General features: G+C 42.7%; 24 protein-coding genes. 8 read left to right on the top strand and 16 right to left on the bottom strand.

Features of this window, described 5'->3' with window-relative positions; genetic code table 11:
- Nucleotides 1-74 precede the first annotated feature (74 nt).
- The 7 genes from OQ279_RS16775 to gcvT form a co-directional block, all read right to left on the bottom strand.
- A complete protein-coding gene (locus tag OQ279_RS16775) occupies nt 75-917 on the bottom strand; it encodes a pirin family protein (RefSeq protein ID WP_266071215.1) in 843 nt (280 codons plus the stop codon).
- 59 nt (nt 918-976) lie between these two features.
- The gene (locus OQ279_RS16770; RefSeq protein WP_266071214.1) at nt 977-1,705 is read right to left on the bottom strand and encodes an NYN domain-containing protein; all 729 of its coding nucleotides are present in this window, start codon (nt 1,703-1,705) and stop codon (nt 977-979) included.
- A 134-nt stretch (nt 1,706-1,839) separates the two neighbouring features.
- Nucleotides 1,840-2,727 (bottom strand): cation diffusion facilitator family transporter, encoded by an 888-nt coding sequence (locus OQ279_RS16765; protein ID WP_266071213.1) that lies wholly within the window; start codon nt 2,725-2,727, stop codon nt 1,840-1,842.
- Nucleotides 2,728-2,972: 245 nt separating this feature from the next.
- Nucleotides 2,973-3,701, bottom strand: a complete 729-nt coding sequence (locus OQ279_RS16760) for a YebC/PmpR family DNA-binding transcriptional regulator (protein WP_266071211.1) — start codon at nt 3,699-3,701, stop codon at nt 2,973-2,975.
- A gap of 57 nt (nt 3,702-3,758) precedes the next feature.
- Nucleotides 3,759-4,049 carry a 4a-hydroxytetrahydrobiopterin dehydratase gene (locus OQ279_RS16755; RefSeq protein ID WP_266071210.1) on the bottom strand — a complete coding sequence of 97 codons (291 nt, stop codon included), beginning with the start codon at nt 4,047-4,049 and terminating at the stop codon, nt 3,759-3,761.
- Between the two features lie 74 nt (nt 4,050-4,123).
- Nucleotides 4,124-4,942: a sugar nucleotide-binding protein gene (locus tag OQ279_RS16750; protein ID WP_266071209.1), complete on the bottom strand. Its 819-nt coding sequence runs from the start codon at nt 4,940-4,942 to the stop codon at nt 4,124-4,126.
- Nucleotides 4,943-4,945: 3 nt separating this feature from the next.
- The gene (gene gcvT, locus OQ279_RS16745; protein WP_266071208.1) at nt 4,946-6,028 is read right to left on the bottom strand and encodes a glycine cleavage system aminomethyltransferase GcvT; all 1,083 of its coding nucleotides are present in this window, start codon (nt 6,026-6,028) and stop codon (nt 4,946-4,948) included.
- A 140-nt stretch (nt 6,029-6,168) separates the two neighbouring features.
- Between gcvT and OQ279_RS16740 the strand changes: the two genes are divergently transcribed.
- Together OQ279_RS16740 and hutH are read left to right on the top strand one after the other, a co-directional pair.
- Nucleotides 6,169-7,698 carry an NAD(P)H-hydrate dehydratase gene (locus OQ279_RS16740; RefSeq protein WP_266071207.1) on the top strand — a complete coding sequence of 510 codons (1,530 nt, stop codon included), beginning with the start codon at nt 6,169-6,171 and terminating at the stop codon, nt 7,696-7,698.
- Nucleotides 7,698-9,203 carry a histidine ammonia-lyase gene (hutH, locus tag OQ279_RS16735; RefSeq protein ID WP_266071206.1) on the top strand — a complete coding sequence of 502 codons (1,506 nt, stop codon included), beginning with the start codon at nt 7,698-7,700 and terminating at the stop codon, nt 9,201-9,203. Before OQ279_RS16740 ends, hutH begins: the two co-directional genes overlap by 1 nt.
- On the opposite strand, the gene OQ279_RS16730 is transcribed toward hutH, so the two are convergent.
- On the bottom strand, nt 9,173-9,667 hold the full coding sequence (locus tag OQ279_RS16730) for a hypothetical protein (RefSeq protein ID WP_266071205.1): 495 nt from the start codon (nt 9,665-9,667) through the stop codon (nt 9,173-9,175). The two genes, hutH and OQ279_RS16730, sit on opposite strands and share 31 nt — an antisense overlap.
- A gap of 43 nt (nt 9,668-9,710) precedes the next feature.
- The gene (fumC, locus tag OQ279_RS16725; RefSeq protein WP_266071204.1) at nt 9,711-11,108 is read right to left on the bottom strand and encodes a class II fumarate hydratase; all 1,398 of its coding nucleotides are present in this window, start codon (nt 11,106-11,108) and stop codon (nt 9,711-9,713) included.
- Between the two features lie 195 nt (nt 11,109-11,303).
- Here fumC and OQ279_RS16720 point away from each other — a divergent pair, with 195 nt between their 5' ends.
- Nucleotides 11,304-11,477, top strand: coding sequence for a hypothetical protein (locus tag OQ279_RS16720; protein WP_265163022.1), 174 nt, complete (start codon nt 11,304-11,306; stop codon nt 11,475-11,477).
- A 108-nt stretch (nt 11,478-11,585) separates the two neighbouring features.
- Here the strand turns inward: OQ279_RS16720 and OQ279_RS16715 are convergent, their stop codons facing one another.
- The 3 genes from OQ279_RS16715 to prfB form a co-directional block, all read right to left on the bottom strand.
- Nucleotides 11,586-14,117 (bottom strand): TonB-dependent receptor, encoded by a 2,532-nt coding sequence (locus OQ279_RS16715; protein WP_266071203.1) that lies wholly within the window; start codon nt 14,115-14,117, stop codon nt 11,586-11,588.
- Nucleotides 14,118-14,412: 295 nt separating this feature from the next.
- Nucleotides 14,413-14,757 (bottom strand): arsenate reductase (glutaredoxin), encoded by a 345-nt coding sequence (gene arsC / locus OQ279_RS16710; RefSeq protein WP_266071202.1) that lies wholly within the window; start codon nt 14,755-14,757, stop codon nt 14,413-14,415.
- Nucleotides 14,758-14,858: 101 nt separating this feature from the next.
- Nucleotides 14,859-15,954 (bottom strand): peptide chain release factor 2 gene (gene prfB, locus OQ279_RS16705; protein WP_266071201.1). Its coding sequence is split into 2 segments (ribosomal slippage): nt 14,859-15,890 and nt 15,892-15,954, totalling 1,095 coding nucleotides; the frame shifts between segments, so codons are not numbered across the junction.
- A gap of 135 nt (nt 15,955-16,089) precedes the next feature.
- Between prfB and OQ279_RS16700 the strand changes: the two genes are divergently transcribed.
- Nucleotides 16,090-17,118: a threonine aldolase family protein gene (locus OQ279_RS16700; RefSeq protein ID WP_266071217.1), complete on the top strand. Its 1,029-nt coding sequence runs from the start codon at nt 16,090-16,092 to the stop codon at nt 17,116-17,118.
- A 140-nt stretch (nt 17,119-17,258) separates the two neighbouring features.
- Here OQ279_RS16700 and OQ279_RS16695 read toward each other — a convergent pair whose 3' ends face one another.
- Nucleotides 17,259-17,588, bottom strand: a complete 330-nt coding sequence (locus OQ279_RS16695; protein ID WP_266071200.1) for a YbaB/EbfC family nucleoid-associated protein — start codon at nt 17,586-17,588, stop codon at nt 17,259-17,261.
- Nucleotides 17,589-17,712: 124 nt separating this feature from the next.
- Between OQ279_RS16695 and OQ279_RS16690 the strand changes: the two genes are divergently transcribed.
- The 4 genes from OQ279_RS16690 to wrbA all read left to right on the top strand — a co-directional run bounded on the left by OQ279_RS16690 (nt 17,713) and on the right by wrbA (nt 23,113).
- Complete coding sequence (locus tag OQ279_RS16690; protein ID WP_266071199.1) at nt 17,713-19,782, top strand: S9 family peptidase; 2,070 nt, start codon at nt 17,713-17,715, stop codon at nt 19,780-19,782.
- Between the two features lie 88 nt (nt 19,783-19,870).
- Complete coding sequence (capA, locus tag OQ279_RS16685; RefSeq protein WP_266071198.1) at nt 19,871-20,911, top strand: cysteate synthase; 1,041 nt, start codon at nt 19,871-19,873, stop codon at nt 20,909-20,911.
- Nucleotides 20,912-21,094: 183 nt separating this feature from the next.
- Complete coding sequence (gene capB, locus OQ279_RS16680; RefSeq protein WP_266071197.1) at nt 21,095-22,354, top strand: cysteate-C-fatty acyltransferase; 1,260 nt, start codon at nt 21,095-21,097, stop codon at nt 22,352-22,354.
- 150 nt (nt 22,355-22,504) lie between these two features.
- A complete protein-coding gene (gene wrbA / locus OQ279_RS16675; protein WP_266071196.1) occupies nt 22,505-23,113 on the top strand; it encodes an NAD(P)H:quinone oxidoreductase in 609 nt (202 codons plus the stop codon).
- A 41-nt stretch (nt 23,114-23,154) separates the two neighbouring features.
- Here wrbA and OQ279_RS16670 read toward each other — a convergent pair whose 3' ends face one another.
- The 3 genes from OQ279_RS16670 to OQ279_RS16660 all read right to left on the bottom strand — a co-directional run bounded on the left by OQ279_RS16670 (nt 23,155) and on the right by OQ279_RS16660 (nt 24,840).
- Nucleotides 23,155-23,538: a DUF3037 domain-containing protein gene (locus tag OQ279_RS16670; protein WP_266071195.1), complete on the bottom strand. Its 384-nt coding sequence runs from the start codon at nt 23,536-23,538 to the stop codon at nt 23,155-23,157.
- Complete coding sequence (locus tag OQ279_RS16665) at nt 23,516-24,310, bottom strand: HipA family kinase (RefSeq protein ID WP_266071216.1); 795 nt, start codon at nt 24,308-24,310, stop codon at nt 23,516-23,518. Before OQ279_RS16665 ends, OQ279_RS16670 begins: the two co-directional genes overlap by 23 nt.
- Nucleotides 24,311-24,657: 347 nt before the next feature.
- Nucleotides 24,658-24,840 (bottom strand): hypothetical protein, encoded by a 183-nt coding sequence (locus OQ279_RS16660; RefSeq protein WP_266071194.1) that lies wholly within the window; start codon nt 24,838-24,840, stop codon nt 24,658-24,660.
- Nucleotides 24,841-24,924: the final 84 nt, after the last annotated feature.

Here is a 24,924-nt window from a genome sequence, read left to right as displayed (position 1 = left end):
AACCTTAAACCTTAAACCTTAAACCTTAAACCTTAAACCTTAAACCTTAAACCTTAAACCTTAAACCTTAAACCTTACTCAAACTTCCCCTGTTGATAATCTGTATATGCCTGGTCAATTTCTTCGAGCGTGTTCATCACGAAAGGGCCCTGGGCTACCACAGGTTCGTTAAAAGGTTCGGCGTGACCAAATAAGACAGTACTTTCTGCCAAAGCTTCTATGCGCAGGTTTTCATCGTCATTATTGAATTCTACGAGATGAAGGGACTGGACGATCTCACCATTGATCTTTATTTCCCCCTTTATGACATAACAAAGAATGTTGTGGCTTTGAGGAACCTTTGTAGTGAAAACTCCTTGGGTCTCAAAGAAAAGGGTGCTAAGGTGTATCTCTGTGGGGGTCTCAAAAGGACCCTCAGTCTCATTAAGTTTTCCTGACACTACCTGGGCTTTAACTTTTCCATCTTCAGAAAAAGTCAGCGGAATTTGCTCTTTTTGAAGCCCCTTGTAAGTAGGTGTAGTCATTTTTAACCTCGCCGGTAAATTCACCCACAGCTGCAGGATCTCTAATGGCCCACCTTCTTTTTTTAATTTTTCTGAAGAAACTTCGGCGTGAATAAGGCCTTTTCCGGCGGTCATCCACTGTACGCCGCCACTTTCAATCACACTGTTGTTGCCGCCAGAGTCTTTATGGGCAATGTCGCCATCGAGGATAAAAGTTACTGTTTCCATTCCCCTGTGCGGGTGCGGCCCAAAAGGCAGGCCATTGTTTCCCGGGGAATACCGTTGCGGCCCGTGATGATTGAGAAAGAGAAAAGGATCAATCATCCGCAGAGACCTCGTGGGCATTGGGGAATAGGTGATGAGATCGGCAATTGGCCGGTACTCAGCTTTATATGTTCTTTTGATGGTTCTCATGTACAATTACTAATTAACAATTAACAATAAACAATAAACAATAAACAATATTCAATGTCTTACTCTTTATTCCTCACATAGATAAGTTTGTATTTTCCGCGGCCCTGATTTTCCCTTGATTCAATTTCAAATTTATCTATAGAGTTGATCATGGGGGTTAACTTTTGGAAACCGTAGTTACGGGAGTCAAAGTTAGGTTGCTTCTTTTGTAGCAGGCTACCCACATCTCCAAGGAAAGCCCAACCGTCATCATCGGCAACATCAGAGATCGTGGAGGCGATTAATTTGATGACTTTATTAGTGATCTTATCATAATCACTCTTTTTGGTCTCTTTTTCCTTGCTAGATTCCTTAGTCTGGTTCTTTAAGATTTCGATATAGATAAATCGGTCGCAGGCAACTATAAAAGGATCGGGAGTCTTTTTTTCTCCAATCCCAATCACGTTCATTCCGGCTTCTCTAAGGCGGGTTGCGAGTCGGGTGAAATCACTGTCACTGGAAACCAGGCAAAACCCGTCAACTTTTTCCGAATACAAAATATCCATGGCATCAATGATCATGGCAGAATCGGTCGCATTTTTGCCCTGCGTGTATCCGTATTGCTGTATGGGCGTCACGGCATTCTCAAGCAGTACATTTTTCCATTTTGCGAGGTGGGGTTTGGTCCAGTCACCGTAGATCCGTTTTATTGTGGGGTTGCCGTATTTGGCGATCTCTTCCATCATTTCCTTGACATAAGCCGAAGGTATATTGTCGCCGTCTATTAATACCGCTAATCTTGTATCCATTAAATTTAAATTTCCTGATTATCCCATAAAGATAGGGAATTGACATCTACCCGTGGGAGGAGCGCAGGGGATTAAGTTTTTTTTAGGAATGCATACCGACGACCGGAAGAAAATACCTGCCAAAAATGGCATTTTTAAGCATGCTCCGGGTTGTGAGGTTCTATGTGAATAAGAATGTCGGCTAATTCGGGTTTTTCCTGTATGAGCCTGTCCTTTAAATTATGGGCTATTTCGTGGCCTTCGTTGACAGAAAGTTCGCCGTTTACAATAACATGCAGGTCTACATGGTAGGTCATTCCGGTTTTGCGAATAAAGCATTTTTCGGTATTAAGCACCCCTTTTTCTTTCATGGAGATCACCCGAATCTCTTCTACCAAATCATCATAAAGGTGCTCATCCATAATTTCACCAAGAGCAGGTCTCAAAATGAGGTAAGCGTTGTAAAGAATAAATCCCGAGGCAAAAAGCGCCGCCCAGTCATCGGCTGTTTCGTATCCTTTTCCCATAAAAAGGGCAATGGCAATCCCTATAAAAGCCATGAGAGACGTAATGGCGTCGCTGCGATGGTGCCAGGCATCGGCCTTGAGAGAGCTGCTGTTGGTCTCTTCCCCTTTTTTATTGATAAACCTGTAAAAGATCTCTTTGGTAAGAATAATTGCCGTTAACACTACCAGCGTGTAGGGTTTGGGAATTTTATGCGGAGTCTGGATATTCTCAATACTCTCCATCACAATTATTGTCGCCGAAACCACCAGAAAACCTACCACAGCAAAGGTGATAAGCGGCTCCACACGGCCATGCCCGTATGGGTGGTTATCATCGGCGGGCCGGGCTGAATATTTTAATCCAAAAAGCACCAGAAGGCTCGAAAATACATCGGTTGTAGATTCTATGGCATCGGCAATAAGGGCGTAAGAATTCCCAAAAACGCCTGTAACCCCTTTAATTACGGCAAGTGCGGCATTGCCGGCAATGCTGTAGTAAGAGGCTTTTATGGCCTGCCGGTGAGCATCAGTCTTCATAAATTTTGAAACTAAAGAGGCTTTCTTAAAAGCTCTAATCCTATCTTTCTGAATTACTTCTGAATCTTTTTACTCCTGAAAATCAGTTTGTAAGATCCTGAAAAAGTAGCTTCAGAATGACATTTTTGACAACTTTTAAGACAGCCTCGTTTCTGTCTTCCTGAAATATTCAGGGGTTATATAATTTTAAAGTATTCTGAAATCAATTCAGAATGATATTTGTCAACTGTGTGGGAGTGCCTTATTTAAGCCTCTTCTTCAGTTGTTTCTTCCATGGTGTGGTACACGTGCTGTACATCATCATCTTCTTCCAGTTTTTCGAGAAGCTTTTCTACATCGGCGGCTTCTTCGGGAGATAGTGTTTTTGTTACCTGCGGAATATATTCAAATCCGGAGGAGATGATCTCGATGTCCCTGCCTTCCAGTTCCTTTTGTAGGGCTCCAAATGCTTCAAAAGGCGCATAGATGATGATCCCGTCTTCATCTTCAAAAACTTCTTCGGCTCCAAAATCTATCAATTCCAGTTCCAGTTCTTCAGCATCAAGGTTATCTTTGGCGATGCGGAAGTTACAGGTGTGGTCAAACATAAATTCTACCGAGCCCGAAGTTCCCAGGTTTCCGTCGCATTTATTGAAGTAGGAACGCACATTGGCAACTGTACGGTTATTATTGTCTGTAGCAGTTTCTACCAGCACGGCAATACCGTGTGGCGCATAACCTTCAAAAAGTACGATTTTATAGTCGCCCTGGCTTTTATCTGAAGCTCTTTTTATAGCCCGTTCAATATTGTCTTTGGGCATGTTGACACTCTTGGCATTCTGGATCACAGCCCGTAACCTCGAATTAGTGTCGGGATCGGGGCCGCCTTCTTTAACAGCCATTACTATGTCTTTCCCAATGCGGGTGAAAGCCTTGGCCATAGCAGACCATCGCTTCATTTTACGCGCTTTACGGAATTCAAATGCTCTTCCCATTTTAATCTATTAATTGAGGGGTAAAAATAGGAAAAAACATCAAGCTCCTAAAAAAGATTATTCGCCTGCATCTACAATATCTTCTATGCTGCGGGCGAGTTTAAAATCTTTGTGGGTAACCCCGCCGGCATCGTGTGTAGAAAGGGAAATTTGAAGTTCGTTGTAGACGTTCGTCCAATTGGGGTGGTGCTGCTGGGCTTCGGCTTCAAAGGCTATTCTCACCATTACCGAAAATGCTTCTTTAAAGTTCTCGAACTGAAAAGAGGTGTGAATGGCATCATCTTTATATTCCCAGCCTTCAAGTTCTTCAAGCTTTGATTTGATCTCATTTTCATCTAAAATCTGCATATCTTCGAAGTTTTATTTTTTTAAAGTTAAGCAACCTCGTAGCGCAGAAAGATGAATTAGTAGAATATTAACAACTAGGAAACCAGTGTGCTTGCCACCACTTCCTGTATAGAGATCTGCAGGTTCTTTGGAAGCAGATTGTCTTTGGGAATTACGGCAAGAAACCGGTCAAAGTTTGAATCATAGACATTTTTTAACAGGGGCTTTTTTTCTCCCAGGGTTTCACAAATCTCTGCTACCAGGTCATTGTGGTGAATAAGGTCGTTGCTGCCCAGGTGAAATACTCCCTGCTTGTTCCTGTTAATGATGTAATGCAGTTGCTGGGTCATTTTTGCTTCATAGGTAGCATTCACTACCACATTCGAAAAAACTTCAATGGCTTCCTGTTCCTGCAGCTGTCTTTTTATCTCGGTAACACGCGGGGAATTGGCTCCAAAGACCATAGGCAACCGGGCGATGACATACTTGTTATTTGGCAATCGCAGGAGCGCATTTTCGATCTTTATTTTAAACCTTCCGTAGACACTTTGAGACAGGGTTTTGTCATATTCGTATGACGGATAGTTGGTAAAAGCGTCAAAGACATTGGCCGAAGACAGAAAAATGAGCTTTGAATTCTTGTTTTTCAACAGGTAATCTATAATCTCAAAGTGGGTGTGTACCTGGGCCAAAAAATTACCGCGCAGGGCCGACACAATGATATTGGGTTGCAGGTTCTCCAGCAAAATGCTAATGCTTTCCCGCTCCAGGTCAAACTGGTGGAACTTCTGGTTCTTCTCGAAAAAAGCATTGTCGGTATGGTAGGTGGCGTGCGTATCAAAATAGGGGTAAAGCTCTTTATACAGGGCATTCCCAATAAAGCCGCTTCCCCCTAAGATCAAAATCCTCTTCAAAAACTATCCTTTATAAAATGGCATTTTTACCACTGTGGCAGGAAGAGCTTTTTTGCGAATCTGGATATTAATTTTACTTCCCGGTGTGGCATACTCTGTTGGAACATATCCCATTCCAATTCCCTTTTCGAGCGATGGAGACATGGTTCCTGAAGTTACATTGCCAATAACCTTGCCACTATCATCTACAATCTCGTAACCCTGACGCGGAATTCCGCGCTCATCAATTTCAAAACCTACAAGTTTGCGCTTTGGCCCATTCTCTTTCTGTTCCTTAAGAGCTTCAGAGTTAACGAAATCTTTGGTGAACTTAGTGATCCAACCAAGGCCTGCTTCGATTGGGGAGGTGGTGTCATCAATATCATTTCCGTAGAGACAGAAGCCCATCTCCAGGCGCAGGGTATCTCTTGCTGCAAGACCTATAGGTTTAATACCATAATCGGCTCCTGCTTCAAAAACACGGTCCCAAACGCGCTGGGCATCATCATTTTTTACATAGATCTCAAAACCGCCGCTGCCAGTATACCCGGTGGCCGAAATGATCACGTTTTCGGCTCCTGCAAAAGGTGCCACCTGAAAAGTATAGAATTTTATTGCTGAAAGATCTACATCGGTAAGAGACTGCATGGCTTCAGCGGCTTTTGGACCCTGTATGGCAAGCAGCGAATATTCGTCTGAAAGGTCGCGCATGGTAGCGTCCATCGTGTTGTGCTGGGAGATCCAGTTCCAGTCTTTTTCAATATTGGAGGCGTTAACCACCAGAAGGTATTTTTCTTCGTTAAAGCGATAGATAATAAGATCGTCTACAATTCCGCCATCGGCATTGGGCATGCAGCTGTACTGGGCTTTGCCATCGGTAAGTTTTGCAGCGTCGTTAGATCCTATTTTCTGGATCAAAGCCAGGGCATGCTCTCCCGTGATAAGGAATTCGCCCATGTGCGAAACGTCAAATACACCTACCGCTTTTCTCACGGTCTCGTGTTCAATATTTACACCTTCATAGGAAACAGGCATGTTGTAGCCCGCAAAGGGAACCATTTTGGCTCCAAGATCTATATGAGTAGAAGTAAGTGCTGTATTCTTCATTTAAAAAATATTTTCCGCAAATTTATTAAATTCAATAAGGATTGGGCGGTTAATGCAGAAATTTTCAATAGAAATAGAGAAGGCAAAGGCTGGGGCCGAAGGAAATTTTATATTTGTGTAACTTTTCAAAAATAGCATTCATGAAGATCCTTAGCGCCAAACAAATAAAGCAGGCCGATAAACTGACTATTGAAAAGCAGGGGATTTCTTCCACCGAATTAATGGAGAGAGCTGCCACGCTGGTTTTTGATGAGATTCATAAACGCCTGCAGGGCGCGCCAATTCCTGTTAAAATTTTCTGCGGAATTGGGAACAATGGAGGAGATGGGCTTGTAGTGGGACGGCAGTTGATCGAAGCGGGCTATGATGTCACCATATATATAGTAAACTACAGTGATCAACGCTCGCCAGATTTTCTGGTGAATTACGATCGGGTAAAAAACCTCTCAAAAAACTGGCCTGTACTTCTCAAAGCTGAAGACGAGCTTCCCGAAATAAAATATGGCGATTTTGTAGTTGATGCCATCTTTGGAGTGGGCTTAAACCGACCGCTGCCCAATTGGGTCGCTGGTTTAGTAAAGCACATCAATGCCTCGGGAGCCTTTGTGCTGGCTATAGATATGCCTTCGGGCCTCATGGCCGATGCTGCGGTAGCAGATATGGAATCTATTATTAAAGCGAGCTATACAATCAGTTTCCAGGTGCCAAAAATGGCATTTTACCTGCCCGGTACTGCCCCTTTTGTTGGCGACCTGCAAATTCTCGATATTGGACTCGACCCCGAATTTCTCAAAGATGCCCCCGCAGCAGCCGAATTAATTGGCAAAGCCGAAGCAAGGGCCCTTTACACCCCACGCCAAAGATTCACCCATAAAGGAACTTATGGCCACGCCCTGATCATTGGAGGGAGCTATGGTAAAATAGGCAGTGTTTGCCTTAGCGCTACTGCTGCTCTGCGGGCAGGTGCCGGTTTGGTGACGATTTATGCGCCAAAATGCGGATATGATATCCTGCAAACCGCACTTCCCGAAGCTATGGTGATTACCGATCCGCATAAAGAGATCCTTACCAATATAGACTTTGACCTTGATCCCGATGTGATAGCCTTCGGAATAGGAGTGGGCACTAAAGAAGAAACTATTGAAGCTTTTGAACAACTGCTGAAGAAATATGAAAAGCCGATGGTGATAGATGCCGACGGACTTAATATACTTTCCAAAAATGGCAATTTGCTCGAGCTTTTACCCGAAGGCAGTATCCTAACACCCCATCCCAAAGAACTGGAAAGGCTGATTGGTTCATGGAAAGATGATTTTGAAAAACTGGAGAAGGCGAGGGCTTTCACTAAAAAATATAAAGTAGTGCTGCTTATTAAAGGCACCTATACGTTTACAGTAACTCCAAAAGATCTTTTTATTAATACCACCGGGAACCCCGGGATGGCCACTGCCGGCAGCGGAGATGTGTTGACCGGTGTGCTAGCTGCACTTGTTGGCCAGGGATACGAATCCCTTCGCGCCACCATCCTCGGAGTATACCTTCATGGAAAAGCCGGAGATATTGCAGCCGAAAGATTCAGTTATGAAGGAGTGGTTGCGGGAGATATTGCAAAGAACACAGGAGCCGCGATTTTTGACCTTTTTGAAACCGAAAAAACCAACATTTCCTAATGAGAGATTGTCATTATATAAGTTCTTCTGTCCTCGACATTGAAGAAATAAGGGAGATTATTCAGAATAATAAAAGCCTTGCCCTTAGTGAAGAGGCTGTTTACCAGATTGAGAAGGCGAGAAGGTATCTCGACCAAAAAATGAAGGAGAACAAGAGCCCCATTTACGGGATCAATACCGGTTTTGGCTCTTTGTGCAATGTGAAGATCTCAACAGAAAATCTTACCAAACTACAGGAAAACCTGGTAATGTCTCACGCCTGCGGAACAGGCGAAAAAGTATCAAAACCTATCATCAGGTTGATGTTACTGTTAAAAATTCAATCCTTGAGCTACGGGCATTCCGGGGTTTCGCTCGAAACGGTGAACAGGCTTATAGATTTTTATAATGAAGATGTGCTGCCGGTGGTTTATTCTCAGGGATCTTTGGGAGCTTCAGGAGATCTTGCACCGCTGGCTCATCTTGCGCTACCTTTAATAGGAAAGGGAGAAGTGTACCTTAATGGCGAAATTATTCCTTCGGAAGAAATGCTGAAGAAATTTGGATGGAAGCCTATCACTTTGCAGTCTAAAGAAGGTCTTGCCCTGCTTAACGGAACCCAGTTTATGAGTGCTCATGGTGTATATGCGCTTCTTCAGTCTAACCGGCTTTCTATTTGGGCCGATGTCATTGGAGCCTTATCTGTAGATGCTTTTGATTGTAACACTTCTCCTTTTGATGAGCTGGTACATCTTGTACGTCCCCATCGCGGGCAGGTGAAAACAGCCGAAAGGATCAGGAAGATCCTTGCAGGTAGTGAGATTGCCAAACAGGTAAAGCAAAACGTACAGGATCCTTACTCCTTCAGGTGTATACCGCAGGTGCATGGTGCCAGCAAAGACACGCTCGATTTTGTGTACAAATGTTTTAAGACCGAAATAAATTCGGTTACCGATAATCCTAACATTTTTGCAGATGCCAATAAGATCATTTCGGGAGGGAATTTTCACGGGCAGCCATTAGCTTTGTCCTTAGATTATCTGGCTATTGCTATGGCCGAGCTGGGTAGTATTTCAGAAAGAAGGATCTATCAGCTGGTATCTGGTTTGCGCGGACCTGCATTTTTGGTTGATGCGCCGGGGCTTAACAGTGGATTCATGATTCCGCAGTACACCGCCGCCAGTATTGTGAGTCAGAACAAGCAACTTTGCACCCCTGCGAGTATAGATTCTATTGTATCTTCAAACGGGCAGGAAGATCATGTGAGCATGGGGGCTAATGCCGCCACAAAAGCAGTAAAAGTTGTAGAAAATGTGAATAGCATTTTGGCTATAGAACTCTACAACGCGTCACAGGCATTGTCGTATAGAGGTGCTTATAAGACTTCTCCTGTTCTTCAGAAATTAATTGAAGAATTCAGGAAAGAAGTTCCTTTGGTAAAAGAGGATGTTGTTATGGCACCTTTTATTCAGAAGGCAAAAAAATTCCTTCAGAATTACCCTTTGAGCGATTTTACCTTTGAATAAGCATTTATTTGCTCCATCATCCAGACTTTAGCTTCCTCAAGGGAGCTAAAGATCTCAAAGGAATTTTTATTGGTGTAAAACTGCCGTTCTACACGGGCGGTTTGGCGGGTGAGTGCATTTTCGGAAACCACGGCGATTGCTTTTAGGCGTGGGTGCTCGGCAGACTCGCGGTACACCATAGGATTCACTGCGTAAGAGTGTATTCTATGGGAAATATATCCGAAGTAATCGTGGCCAAAGCTCTCGCTGCCAATTTGAAGGATTTTTCTGTTCGTTGCTACATCAAGTAAAGCACCTTCGCTCATTTCATTGATCAGTATCCTGTCGTGGACCCAGATCACGCCGCAGTCCAACTCAACTTTTCTTGTCATTATTTGTTTGGAATAGGCGGTGAAATTATCACTTTTATTTTGAAGTTGATGAAGCAGCCAGTGAGATTGGATGAAAAAAAATAAGGTCTTCAAAAATGCCATTTTTGAAGACCTTATTTTTTAAGGAGTTAGGTGATTATTTTAAACTGCCAACCATATCCTGAGGTCTTACCCATTCATCAAATTCTTCGGCAGTAACATACCCAAGGTTAACGGCTTCCTCTTTTAAGGTAGTGCCGTTCTTATGTGCGGTATTGGCAATTTCGGCTGCCTTGTAATATCCAATCTTAGTATTAAGGGCTGTAACCAGCATCAAAGAGTTATTGAGTAGCTCCTGTATCCTTGGCTTATTTGGCTCAATACCGGCGGCGCAATGTTCGTCAAAAGAAGCGCAGGCATCACCAAGTAACTGTGCACTTTGCAGGATATTTGCTGCCATCACGGGCTTGAATACATTCAGTTCAAACTGTCCCTGCATACCGCCCACGTTAATGGTAACGTCATTTCCAATCACCTGTGCACAAACCATGGTTAGGGCTTCTACCTGGGTTGGGTTTACCTTACCGGGCATAATAGAAGATCCGGGCTCATTGGCAGGGATAAGGATCTCGCCAATTCCGCTTCTTGGGCCAGAGGCAAGCATTCTTACATCATTGGCAATTTTATTAAGAGACACTGCCAGTGTTTTTAAGGCACCGCTGGTTTCTACAAAAGCATCGTGAGCTGCTAAGGCTTCAAACTTATTGGGAGCAGAGGTAAAAGGAAGCTCAGTGAATTTTGCAATAAACTCAGCTACGCGCTTTGAATAACCTTTTGGGGTATTCAATCCTGTTCCTACTGCTGTTCCGCCCAGGGCGAGTTCAGAAAGGTGTGGCAGCGTGTTCTCAAGGGCGTTAAGGCCGTGGTCAAGTTGAGAAACATACCCGCTGAATTCCTGCCCTAAAGTAAGGGGAGTGGCATCCATAAAGTGGGTGCGGCCAATCTTTACCACATCCTTGAATTCTTCCGACTTCTTTTTAAGGGTGTTGCGGAGTTTCTTCACCCCGGGAATGGTTACTTCTACAATCTTCTTGTACACTGCGATGTGCATTCCTGTAGGGAAAGTGTCATTTGAAGATTGAGATTTGTTCACATCGTCATTGGGAGAAAGCACTTTTTCACCTTCTCCAACAGTTCTTCCGGCAATTTGCTGGGCACGATTGGCAATTACCTCGTTGAGGTTCATGTTGCTTTGCGTGCCGCTACCTGTTTGCCAAATCACCAGGGGAAACTGGTCATCGTGTTTCCCTTCAAGGATCTCTTCACAAACTTTTGAGATGTAATCTCTTTTGTCTACTGAAAGAACCCCAAGTTCACAGTTGGTGAAGGCTGCAGCCTTTTTAAGATATGCGAAACCGTAAATGATCTCCATTGGCATAGAACCCGGAGCGCCGATTTTAAAGTTGTTCCTGGAGCGTTCGGTTTGTGCTCCCCAAAGTTTATCTGAAGGGACTTTTACTTCCCCCATGGTATCCTTTTCTATTCTGTATTCCATGATTTAATTGGTTTACTACAAATTTACATCTTCGATAAATTATAAGCACTTAAAACGAGACAAAATTAGGGTGGAAAGGGCAAAAAAATCGGTTGCTTTTTTAAACCTGAAACCAACATAAAAAATAAAATAAAAACTTTTGCGATAACTTCTTAGAGTTTCTATCTTTGGCAAAGATTCAATAAAATACAACACATGTTTGAATTTGATCAATATTTAGGCTTTCTGGCTTTCCTTATTATACTACTCATCGGGTTTTGGGTAATGCTATTCTTAACCGCCATTATCCCTTATTGGATAGGAGGCGCAGTTAAAGAAATGCTCGACGAAAAGAAAGAGAAGAAACGCCTGGAGAGAGAAAAAGCTTAAAAAGGACTTCAAGTCCTTTTTTTTTTGGCTATTTTTAGAGCCATTACAGAAAACAGAAAAGCCGTCAAATTTGACGGCTTTTCTGTTTTATAATACTATTTGGTTACTCTAGAAGTCTCCTCCTTCATCACCCATACCGCCATTCATGTCACCAGCTTCTCTGTTCTGTCTTTCCTGGTCGCGGCGCTGTTGATTGAACCTGTAAGTGAACGAAAGAGTGATGCTGCGTTGCCTCCATTGAAACTCACTTTCTCTTTCAAATCTTTCAGTTATGGTAAACGCATCTCTTTTTCGGGAATTCAGTAGATCCTGGATGTTAAGCGTGAGCGAGGCTTTTTCGTTGAACAATTCTTTGCTCAAAGCCATATCTACCATAAATAAACCGTCGGTTTCTGTTTGGGCTCCTTCCGAAGCACCTCTGTAAAAAGCATTGGTTTGCCAGTCTATCTTGGCAGGAAGTGATACTTTAGAGCTAAACCTTCCATACCAGCTGGTGTTTTTAGCGCTGTAGTCAACCCCGTTATAATCACCATCAGTATCAAACTGGAAGAAGTTTACGCTACCGTTCAGTCGCAGCCATCTTGTGGGATTGTATAACACTCCGGCTTCGGCACCTATTCGTGCAGTGGTAGCTAAGTTGATAGGAATGGTTCTAATAACCTGCGTGCTATCTGTGGCTGTAGAAATTTGTTCTACCCTTTCAAATGAATCGGTTTCATATTGGTAGTAAACCGAAGAGGTAAGGGTGAGTTTGTCCCACCTTTTAAGGTAACCAAGGTCGAACGCGTCTGAATAAGCCGGTTCAAGATTTGGATTTCCCTGAAAGATGTTTGTTCTACTTGCTCTTGAAGGGAAAGGATTAATAAACCAGCCACGTGGCCTGTTAATCCTTCTGTTGTACCCAAGCGTGATGTTTTCCTGCTCGTTTAATTCATAAATAAGGTTTACAGTAGGGAAAAGGCCCAGGTAATTGTTGTCAAAATCTGTATCAATAGGTATCTTAAATTCTTCTCTTAATTCTTCCTCGGTAAGATCGGAATCAATTTTTCCTTTCAGCTGAGTGTTTTCAAGGCGTAATCCCAAAAGGAAAGAGAAGTCTCCAAACTTATTTCCGTATTGTGAATAAAGGGAGTTCACATTTTCGGTATAAGTGAATACGTTGGTAAGCGGGCTCAATTCTAAAATTCCGTTCTCCCTATTTTCGAGCAGGAGTTGGTAATCGGTAACTTCTTCTTCAAAACTTCCGCGGTATCCTGCCTCAAATTGAGCATTCTCTCCAATTGGCCTCACATAATCGGCCTGCAGGAGGAATTCATTTTGTGTTTCTTCAGTAAAAGTTTGTTCCAACGGATAAAAAGGATCAAGCTTAGTAGTATTTGAAACAATACTTTCGTTAATGTCTCCCGTTTGCGTTTCCTCATCCCGTTCGTATTGGATGTCGGCAGTTAACTGGTGCCCGCTATCGTTGAATTTATTGATGTAATTCAGGGCAAACTGGTAACTGTTGTCGTCTTCAATCTGGTTTTCTGTTCGCAGTGTCTTTAATATGCCATCTTCGGTGTACTCGCTGCTGCGGTTGGTGGTAATGTCTTCATCTTCGCCATACCTGTAGAATCCGGTTGCTGTAATAGATGACATATCGGTGATGTAATATTCCATCCCAAGGCTGGTATAGAAATTTCGGTTAAGACGATCCATTCTTCGGTCTTCAACAAGCCTTTCGGAAGTAGGATCTATAAGCTCCCCGTCTTCATTAGTATACTCCAAATAACGAGTGTCTGAAAATGCTTTTCCGGGGGCATCAAAATACCTGAATCCGGTGGTGTTGAAAATATTGAATTTATCTTTTCTAAGGTTTACATTGGCTGAAAGTCCCAGCTGATCGGGGTCTCCAACTCTTGCAGAAACTGACCCGTTAAGACCAAGCGTCTTTTCTTTTTTGAGGATAATATTCAGGATCCCTGCTGTACCTTCGGCGTCATATCTTGCTGAAGGAGAAGTGATCACCTCCACACGCTCAATAGCATCTGCCGGAAGTTGTGACAGCACATCAGTATTTCCAAACCCTGCCATGGCCGAAGGTTTGCCATTAATAAGGATGCGCACATTCTCGTTTCCTCTAAGGCTTATTCCGCCTTCAATATCTACTGAAACCGATGGCACGTTGTTAAGGGCATCGGCTACTGTACCGCCTGCAGTGGTAAGGTCTTTACCTATATTGTATATCTTTTTATCTAGCCGTACTTCTACCTGTGTGGTTTCAGCAGTTACCACGACCTCTTCCAGTTCCCCGGCTGCCATTCCAAGCTTTACAGCACCCATATTAAGGTCTTTGTTTACCTGGCGATTTTTAAAGGTTTTAGGTTCAAAAGAAATGAATTCTATAGTGATATTATAGGTTCCCTGGCGTACGTCAATATTGAAATTTCCCTGCGCATCTGTAATGCCTCCCGTAACATTTGATGGGTCGCCGGTGCTTTGAAAAGAAATGGTGGCATACTCCAGCGGAGTGCCTTGCTCATCGGTCACTTTTCCCGAAACTTCATACTGGGGTGCCTGTGCAAAGGCTGATAGAGAAAGTAATAAAAAGAAAGAAAAAATTAAGGCACTGGTTCGGTGCCGGGTGATGTTCGTAATCATACTTGGTTTTATTTCTTTGACAGGTAAAAACCAAAATGGTTTAATTTTTTACTGAAAAAAGCCTTTTTTTTATTATAAATAACTGATTATTAGGTAAAAGTTTAGAGTTGTGGAGGGGAGAAAAGTAGCGGCTCATTTATAAAAAAATGCATTTTAGTCATTCTGAAAAACTGAAATGAAGCGATTATTTTTTTTTCTTCTGAAAATGAATCCTTTCTTTGGAAGGTGCTGTAAAAAACAAAACCGGGACGAAAGTCCCGGGGTGTCAAAAATGCCTTTTTAGAAGGCTCTTGTTTTATCCTATCAGCTCTTCAATATTGGAAGCTGGCCTTCCTATTACCGCTTTGTGTTTTGTTTCCACAATGGGCCGCTGAATGAGTTTTGGGTTTTCAGCCATCACTCTAATGAGTTCTTTATCGCTTAAATCGCGGTCGCGATAATCTTCTTTCCAGATTTTTTCTTCTGTACGCACCAGTTCAATAGGCGCCATATTTAATTTCTGAAGTAGATCTGCAATTTCTTTTTCGCTCAGGGTATCCTTTAAATATTCGCGCACTTCAAAATCTTTGCCCGATTCTTCCAGAACCTGTAATCCTTCGCGAGATTTTTTGCATCGGGTATTGTGGTAGATCTTTAGCATTGTTCTTTAAGTTATGAGTTTTGTCTTTTTTATGTTCCCAATTCCGGGTTGCAGGTTGCAGGTTTTTTATTTTTTAAACCTTAAACCTTAAACCTTGAACCTTATTCCGCTTTCTGTCCCATCATCATGAGAAAGGCTTTTAGGAACTGGTCAATATCTCCATCCATCACCGAGTCTACATTTCCTGTTTCTTCGCCGGTACGAACGTCTTTTACGAGCTTGTAGGGGTGCATCACGTAATTCCTTATTTGTGATCCCCATTCAATTTTCATCTTGGAGTCTTCAATTTCCCTGCGCTGCGCCTGTTGCTTCTGAAGTTCAATTTCATAAAGCTGACTCTTTAGTAACTGCATGGCTTTGGTCTTGTTATCAAGCTGGGAACGCGTTTCAGAATTCTCTATCACTATGCCCGAAGGTGCGTGTCGCAGCCTTACGGCAGTTTCCACCTTGTTCACATTTTGACCTCCTGCACCCGATGATCTCATGGTTTCCCACGAAATATCTGAAGGATTGATATCAATCTCAATGGTTTCATCGGCCAATGGATAAACATAAATACTGGCAAACGAGGTATGCCTTTTCGCATTACTGTCAAAAGGGGAAATTCTCACCAGGCGGTGCACTCCATTTTCTCCTTTTAGCCAGCCAAAGGCAAATTCTCCTTCTATTTCAATGGTCACCGTTTTCACTCCTGCAACCTCACCGGCCTGGTAGTTGAGTTCGCGTACAGAGTAGCCCCTGTCTTCGGCCCAGCGCAAATACATGCGCATCAACATTTCGGCCCAGTCACAACTTTCGGTACCACCGGCACCGGCAGTTACCTGCAGTACTGCACTTAAATTATCTCCCTCTTCAGAAAGCATATTTTTAAACTCCAGGTCTTCAATAAGACTTTTGGATTTTTCATGCCTTTCTTCAACATCTTCAGCCGTGGCTTCTCCTTCTTTATAGAATTCATAGATCACTTCGAGATCGTCCACAAGAGTGACAGCCTCTTCGTAATCGTCTACCCATTTCTTTTGAGAATTGAGCTCTTTTACAAGAAGTTCCGCTTTTTTGGGATCATTCCAGAAATCGGGAGCCAGGGTTTTTTCCTGGAGATTGGATATTTCTATGTTTTTGGCATCAACGTCAAAGATACCTCCTTAACGCAACCAGGCGATCTTTGAGATCTTTTATTGTCTCTGTTGTAAGCATACTTGAATTTTCAACAAAAATAGAATTAATGAGGGTTCCGGGAAACTATTTTACCAATATTTTATAGTTTTATACACCTTCAAAAATGGCATTTTTAAAGATCATTTCTGAAGGTCAAACGTTTAATATTTTATGATGAAAGAAATAGATCTTAGAAGTGATACCGTTACCAGGCCTACTAAAGGAATGATGCAGGCTATTATTAATGCCGAAGTAGGAGATGATGTTTATAAGGAAGATCCCACGGTGAACAAACTCGAGAGAAAACTGGCTGATATGTTTGGAATGGATGAAGCGCTGTTCTTTCCTACCGGAAGTATGGCCAACCAGGCCGCTATTAAATTACACACCCAGCCGGCCGATCAATTGATTTGTGACAAGTGGGCTCATGTGTACAACTACGAAGGCGGCGGAGCGTCCTTTAACAGCGGAGTGTCCTGTAAACTGGTTGACGGTGACCGCGGGATGATCACTGCAGCCCAGGTAGAGGAGAATATCAATCCCCTCGACTTTTATCACAGTCCGCTTACTACGCTTGTTTGTCTGGAAAACACCACAAACAAAGGGGGCGGAGCCTGTTACGACTTTGAAGAAATAAAAAAGATAAGAAAGGTGTGCGATGAGCACAACCTTGGCCTGCATCTTGACGGCGCCAGGCTCTTCAATGCCCTGGTAGCTAAAAATGAAGACCCGAAAGAGTATGGGAAGATCTTTGATACTATTTCTGTATGTCTTTCTAAAGGTTTGGGTACGCCAATGGGCACTGTGCTTATTGGAAATAAGAAGGTGATGAAAAATGCCATGCGCGTGAGAAAGGTTTTGGGTGGTGGCATGCGGCAGATAGGTTTTATGGCTGCCGCGGGCATATATGCCCTCGATAACCAGGTGGAACGCCTGGCTGAAGACAATAGAAGAGCTTCAGAAATTGGTAAAACCTTAAACTCCCAAAGCTATGTTGGCGAAGTTGAGCCCGTAGAAACCAATATTGTGATCTTTTATCTCAAAAATGCTTCAGATGAAGCAGCTTTTATGAAATGCCTTCAGCAGGAGAACATTAGGATAAGCAATATGGGGCAGGGGAAGCTAAGGATCGTTACCCACCACGATTATTCCGAAGAAATGCATCAAAGGTTTCTGAAAGTGCTGGAAAAAATAGAGCTGTAAAAAAAGTTACCCGTCAAAAATGGCATTTTTGACGGGTAACTTTTTTTAGTCGTTAGACTGTAGTCGGGAAATGGTAGAGTTTTATAATTATTTCAAAAATAAAGATTTAAGTCTAGTGTCTCCCGTCTAATATTTCATATCTATTTGCCAAGCATATCATTCATTCCGGGAATATCGGGCATACCTTCTTTGGCAACGGCGGCAAGTTCGGCTTCATTGACTTCGGTTGCCCGGGCAACAGCTTTATTGATGGTTAGCACCAGGTAATCTTCAAGCTGTTCTTTGTCTTCAAGAAGTTCATCGGCAATTTCGATGTTTTTGATCTCACGGCTTGCAGTAATGGTAACTTTTAAAAGTCCGTCGGCCGATTGTTCATCGAGCAAAACAGTTTTAAGCCTTTCTTTAGTTTCTTCAACTTTTTTTTGGGTCTCTTTGATTTTATTCATCATGCCCATCATATCTCCAAACATAGTTTCATTTTTTCTGTTAATACAAAATTACCTAAAAAGTCTAATAAGAGAACTAATAGACACAGTTTTAAGTTTTCTTTATTAGAAAGCTTAACTTTGCAGCCGGTAAAATTAAAATGGAAAGATGAAAGTGGTTGCTCAAGAAATTAAGGCTCCGCGGGCGAAAAAGATTCCCGTACAACTTGAAAAACACGGAGATGTTCGTATAGATGATTACTTCTGGCTGCGAGAGCGCGAAAACCCTGAAGTACTTGATTACCTCACCCGCGAAAATGACTATAATGAGCGAATGACGGCTCATACAAAACAGTTGCAGGAAGACCTTTTTCAGGAGGTGAAGAAAAGGATCAAGGAAGATGATTCTTCTGTTCCTTATAAACTGAATGGTTACTGGTATGTTACCCGCTTTGAAAAAGGCAAGGATTACCCAATATATTCCAGGAAAAAAGAAACCCTCGATGCGCCTGAAGAAATCCTTTTTGACGTGAACGAGATGGCTAAAGGCCACGACTATTACCGGCTTAGCGGCTTAAGTGTGAGCCCCAATAATAAGCTTATTTCTTATGCGGTAGATACGGTGAGCCGTAGAAAATATACGCTCTACATTAAAAACCTGGAGACAGGCGAAGTATATCCTGAAAAGATTAAGAATACTACGGGAGGCGCTACCTGGGCAAATGACAATAAAACACTTTTCTATGCCCGAAAGGACGAGGAAACCTTGCGTAGCAACAAGATTTTCAAGCATCGGCTGGGAACAAAGGCCAAAGAGGATGAGCTTGTTTTCTTTGAGGAAGACGAGACCTTTCATACTTATGTTTATAAATCAAAATCCCAGCGTTATATAATCATAGGATCAGACAGTACTTTAACTTCGGAATACAGGTTTATTGCCGCAGATGATCCTCATGGGGAATTACAAATTGTTCAGCCCAGAATTAGGGGTGTGGAGTATGGCATTGCCCATTACCGTGACAGTTTTTATATCCTCACAAATAAAGACGGAGCTACCAATTTCAAGCTGATGAAAGCACCGGTGCACAACCCGGGGATTGAAAACTGGGAAGAAGTAATTCCGCATCGCGAGCATGTGTTGCTTGAAGATATTGACCTGTTTAGAGATTACCTGGTAGTAAGCGAAAGGAGTGACGGTCTTAATAAGATCCACATTCGCAGGTGGGACGGCACCGATTCTTATTTCTTGCCGTTCGACAATGAAACTTACACCGCTTTTACGGGGACCAACCCCGATTTTGATACCGAAATATTGAGGTATACATACAATTCCCTTACTACCCCAACCCAGGTGGTAGATTTCAACATGCGCACCAGGGAAAAGGATGTGAAGAAGGAACTGGAAGTACTGGGAGGGAAGTTTCAGAAAGAAAATTATGTGTCTGATCGTATTTGGGCTACAGCGCGAGACGGTGCTAAGATCCCAATGACACTGGTACACCGGAAGGAGTTGAAGAGAGACGGGAAAAATCCGGTGCTGCAATATGCCTACGGTTCGTACGGTTCAACCATAGATCCATATTTCTCCAATGTGCGGCTCAGCCTGCTTGACAGGGGCTTTATCTTTGTTATTGCACACGTAAGAGGAGGGGAGTACCTGGGGAGACAGTGGTATGAAGATGGAAAGCTGCTAAAAAAGAAAAATACTTTTACCGATTTTATTGACTGTACCAGGCACCTTATTGAGGAGAAATACACTTCTGCGGAACATATGTATGCCAGTGGAGGTTCAGCAGGAGGATTGCTTATGGGGGCAGTAGCCAACATGGCACCACAGCTTTATAAAGGCATTATTGCCTCAGTGCCTTTTGTTGACGTAGTGACTACCATGTTAGATGAAAGTATTCCTTTAACCACAGGTGAGTATGATGAGTGGGGAAATCCTAATGATGCCGAATACTATACTTATATGAAATCTTATTCGCCATACGACAATGTTACGGCGCAAAATTACCCTAACATGCTGGTCACTACAGGTCTTCATGATTCCCAGGTGCAGTATTGGGAGCCGGCCAAGTGGGTGGCAAAATTGAGGGAACTAAAAACCGACTCCAATAAATTGCTTTTTCATACAAACATGGAAGCAGGGCATGGAGGAGCATCAGGCCGATTTGAAGCCCTGCGCGAAGTCGCTGAAGAATACGCTTTTCTTCTCGATTTAGAGGGAATGGACCAATAATTAAAATATTTGACTTAAATTTGCTTCGTTTGTGATCGTTCTAAGGATACTAATTTCCAAAGACGATTATTGTAAATAACTTCAATTTATGAGAGAAGATTTACAGGTTTTCGATAATGTATTACAACTAGTAGGTAATACCCCTCTAATTCACTTAAACCGCGTTACCCAGGACCTTAAAGGTGACTTTTTTGCAAAAGTAGAAGCTTTTAACCCGGGCCACTCAACTAAAGATAGAATAGCATTACATATAATAGAAGAAGCCGAAAGAAAAGGTATCCTCAAACCGGGAGATACCATTATTGAGACTACTTCAGGGAATACCGGGTTTAGTATTGCCATGGTTAGTGTGATCAAAGGCTATGAATGTATACTGGCGGTAAGCTCGAAGTCGTCCAGAGATAAGATCGATATGCTGCGCTCTATGGGCGCCAAGGTATATGTTTGTCCGGCAAACGTAACTGCCGATGATCCGAGGTCTTATTATCAGGTGGCTAAGAGAATGCACGATGAGATAAAGGGTTCGGTGTATATTAATCAGTATTTCAATGAACTCAATATAGAAGCTCATTACCTCACTACCGGTCCCGAAATTTGGAAACAAACTGAAGGAAAGATCACCCATTTGGTGGCTTGTAGTGGTACCGGCGGAACGATATCTGGAACTGCCAGGTTCCTGAAAGAACAAAACCCGGGCATTAGGATCATGGGAATTGATGCTTATGGCTCGGTGCTTAAAAAATATCACGAGACCAAAGAATTTGACTCTTCAGAAATCTATCCGTATCGCATCGAGGGATTGGGGAAAAACCTGATTCCTACAGCTACAGATTTTGAGATTATCGACAAATTCGTGAAAGTAAGTGATGAAGACAGTGCCCATACCGCACGGGAACTTGCCCGCACCGAAGGGCTATTCGTGGGTTATACCAGCGGTGCAGCCTTGCAGGGAGTGCGCCAGCTTGCCGAAGAAGGAGAGTTTGACGAGTCCAGTAAGGTCGTTATCATTTTTCCCGATCACGGTTCCCGCTATATGAGCAAAGTCTATAGCGACGACTGGATGAATGAACAGGGTTTCTTCGATAGTAAGAACGAAAAAGCTGAGAATCAGATAGAATTCATAAAATAACTACAGCATATTTTGTTCTGTAGTATATATAACCTCTCTCTTATTTTTTAAATAGCGGCAGAAGGAGCAGGTGCTGCCAAAGAATTTGCGTTGTAAGGTGCATGTTTTTCAGTGCATTTGAGAGACCGAAATTCTGAAGTTGCTATTTATTTGTTACTTTTGCAGAAGTGAAAAATACACAAAATGGCAGATTTATTTAATAAAATATATAAGGATAAAGGACCTTTAGGAAAGTGGAGCGAAGTGGCCGAAGGTTACTTTGTTTTTCCAAAACTGGAAGGGCCTATTTCCAACAGGATGAAATTTCAGGGAAAAGATGTGATTACCTGGAGTGTGAATGACTATCTGGGACTTGCAAACCATCCCGAAGTACGAAAGGTAGATGCTGAAGCGGCTGCCGAATGGGGTTCTGCGTATCCTATGGGAGCCAGGATGATGAGTGGTCACACATCCCTACATGAAAAATTGCAGGATGAACTGGCCTCTTTTGTACATAAAGAAGCTGCATACCTGCTAAATTTTGGTTACCAGGGCATGGTTTCTACTATTGATGCCCTTGTTTCCAAAAAAGACGTTATTGTTTATGATGTTGATGCTCATGCCTGTATTATTGACGGGGTGCGCCTGCACCTGGGTCAGCGCTTTACATACAAGCACAACGACATGGAGAGCATTGAAAAGAACCTGCAACGTGCCGAAAAGATCACCGAACAAACTGGCGGCGGAATTCTTGTTATTTCTGAAGGTGTCTTCGGAATGAGGGGAGAGCAGGGGAAACTTAAGGAAATCATAGCGCTTAAAGAAAAATACAATTTCAGGTTACTTGTTGATGATGCACATGGCTTTGGGACTCTTGGAAAGACAGGAGCAGGAGCAGGTGAGGAGCAGGGAGTACAGGATGGTATAGATGTATATTTTGCCACCTTTGCCAAGGCCCTTGCCAGCACAGGTGCTTTTATAGCAGCCGATCGTGAAATTATAGACTACCTCAAGTATAATCTTCGTTCTCAAATGTTTGCCAAATCCCTGCAAATGCAGTTGGTAATAGGGGCTCTTAAGCGTCTTGAGATGTTAAAGACCATGCCCGAACTTAAAGAAAAGCTTTGGGAGAACGTGAACGCTCTTCAAAATGGTTTAAAAAGCCGTGGGTTTGACATAGGAACTACACAGAGTTGTGTTACACCTGTGTATCTACAGGGAAGTATTCCGGAAGCAATGGCTTTGGTCAATGACCTTAGGGAAAATCATGGAATCTTCTGTTCTATTGTTGTGTATCCGGTAATTCCGAAAGGTCTTATCCTGCTAAGATTAATTCCTACAGCAGCACACACTTTAGAGGATGTAGAAGCTACGCTTACCGCTTTCTCTGCAATTAGAGAACGCCTTGAAAATGGAACTTACAGAAGATTGTCGGCAGGTGTTGCTGCAGCAATGGAAAAGTAATTTCTCCAAAATATCTTTAAAAAATCCCCTTTTTGAGGGGATTTTTTTATGCCTTCTTTCCAGTTTTATAATTTGTTTAGCAGATAAGTAATGAATTTAGACTTATCTTCTTCGGAAGTGAATTAAGAATTATAAAATAACAATAGAATTATGAAAGATATGAAGTTAGCAGTGATCTATTACAGTTCCACCGGAACGAATTATCAACTGGCAAAATGGGCAGAAGAAACCGCAAAAGAAGCTGGTGCCGAGGTAAGGCTTAGAAAAGTGAAGGAACTGGCCCCAAAAGAAGCTATTGAGGCTAATGAAGACTGGAAGAAACACCTGGAGGCCACGCAAGATGTAAAGGAAGCTTCAATGGATGATTTGGAGTGGGCCGATTGCTACATCTTTAGTGCACCAACCCGTTATGGAAATCTTCCTTCCCAACTAAAACAATTTCTGGATACCACCGGGGGGTTGTGGTTTAACGGTAAACTCGCCAATAAAGTAGTAAGTGGTATGACCAGTGCAAGTAATGTGCACGGCGGGCAGGAGTCAACCTTGCTTTCTTTGTACAAGACCATGTTTCACTGGGGTGCCATTGTGGCTGCACCCGGTTATACCGATGAAGCCATCTTTAATGCCGGCGGTAATCCTTATGGAGTAAGTATTACAGCAGGGAAAGAGGAGCTGGGAGAAAAGGTGAAAAAAGCCGTCGCGCACCAGGTAAAAAGAACAATAACCATGGGGCAGTGGGTTAAAAAAGGTAGCCAGTAAATGCCTTTTTTAGAAGTCCTTTAAATTAACTCCTTCAAAAATTAAAGTACGAGTTCAGCGAAGAGGCGCTGCAGGGTTTGATCGAGATCAGAAGACAAGCCGGGATGTGGCCGGGAAGTCTGAATAACCGAACTCCGCACTGCGGTGAGCCACCTAAAGCGCGAGGGAATGTCCATCACGGCTATAGGCCCGCCATTCTTTGCACCTTCACATATCAGTTCAAATGACTGCAGGTTCTTCTCAAGCTGCTCCAGGTCAAGGTCTGGACAAAGGCAAAGTAATTTTGTACTGTCCAGCTTATACCTCACCTGCAGGTATTTTTGATTTTTGCAGAATACCACGACCCCCACATTGAGAAACTCTTCACGTTCTACCCGTGGTACTACCCGTAAAGTGGCATATTCATACAAGTGCTTGTCTGGCATTTTGTGCTTCTTTTATAAATGTATCTGAATTCTGGAGGCGAATTTCCAGGAAATTGATGTAGGCTTCTCTCAGCTCTTCAGCAGAGAGTTCGCTGTCTCTCCATTCCAGCCAATCCTGTGGTAAACCTTCTACTATTTCCCTGATCTTTTCTTTGGTAAGCAGTTGTTTTATCTGCTGGTCAGCTTCCAAAAGTTGGGTTGCCTGTGGGAGTAATACGTGATCTTTAATTAAGCTGAAAGGACTAAGTGCATGCTTCTCCAGGTTATTCCAGGAATGGTGAAAGTAAAAGGAGGCACCATGATCAATAAGCCAAAGCTCCCGGTGCCAAATGAGCATATTCGTATTTCTGAAGGTGCGGTCTACATTAGTGATAAAAGCATCCAGCCATACAATTTTTGAGGCCATAGCTTCATCTACAGTAGTTACTGCAGGATCAAAATTTATTGCGCCCGAGAGAAAATGAAGGGCGAGGTTCAGGCCCTGGCTACCCTGCAATAGATCCTGTATTTCTTCATCTCCCTCAGTTCGTCCAAAGGCTTCATCGAGGTTGGCAAAAACCAGCTCGGGTACTTTTAAACCAATTGTTCGGGCGATCTCACCTCCCAAAAATTCTGAAATTAGTGCTTTAACACCGTGACCGGCCCCTCTAAATTTTAGAACGTATTTAAAATCGTCATCTGCCTCTGCCAATGCAGGGAGGGAGCCACCTTCCCGCAGCGGTGCGATGTAACGGCAAACAGTTACAGTACGTATATCTTTTATGTCTCCCATAGAAGTTTCAAAAATAGCATTTCTGAAGTAAACTTTTGCTTCCTGCATGTAGCTCCCACCTATTTCTAAAAAATTGACCTGATTTTTGTCATTTTTGACACTTCAGGTTGAACTCTAGCATAGGGACAAAAATTCAGAAGACAGCATCTTCAGGCTATAGTTTTTGCTGAAGGTTTTCACGTTAGGTACTAAATAATATTGATGATGTAATGTATTTTCTACAGACACCCCAATAATTCCGAAGTAATTTAGAAGAACCGGAAATAATTGTTACCTCTACAAAAAGGAAAGTCTGCACCAGATGGTGGTGCAGACTTATAAAGTTTTTCAGCGGTTATGACCAGAGTTTAGGCCAGTAACCTTTTTTGTTTTTGTTGCTTAATAGCTTTGCCTACAACTTCAAAAATATCCCGTTTAAGCCGTTTGTACTGTCTTGAATAATGAATAAAGTCATTGAGGATCTCTTTGTGCTCTTTGCGATATTCCCGTCCTTCTCTTTGTTCATCGAGATTTTCAAGAAGTTCTCGCAACTTATTTATATTCTGACTAACGTCAAATTAGTTGGTTGGAACTAAAGTTGGTGAAAACCCCAGATCCTCTGGTTTGAGTTCCAA

Source organism: Salinimicrobium profundisediminis (genome assembly GCF_026241755.1).
GTDB classification, from domain to species: domain Bacteria; phylum Bacteroidota; class Bacteroidia; order Flavobacteriales; family Flavobacteriaceae; genus Salinimicrobium; species Salinimicrobium profundisediminis.
The sequence above is the reverse complement of the archived record's forward strand: the minus strand, read 5'-3'. Positions and strand labels throughout refer to the sequence as shown.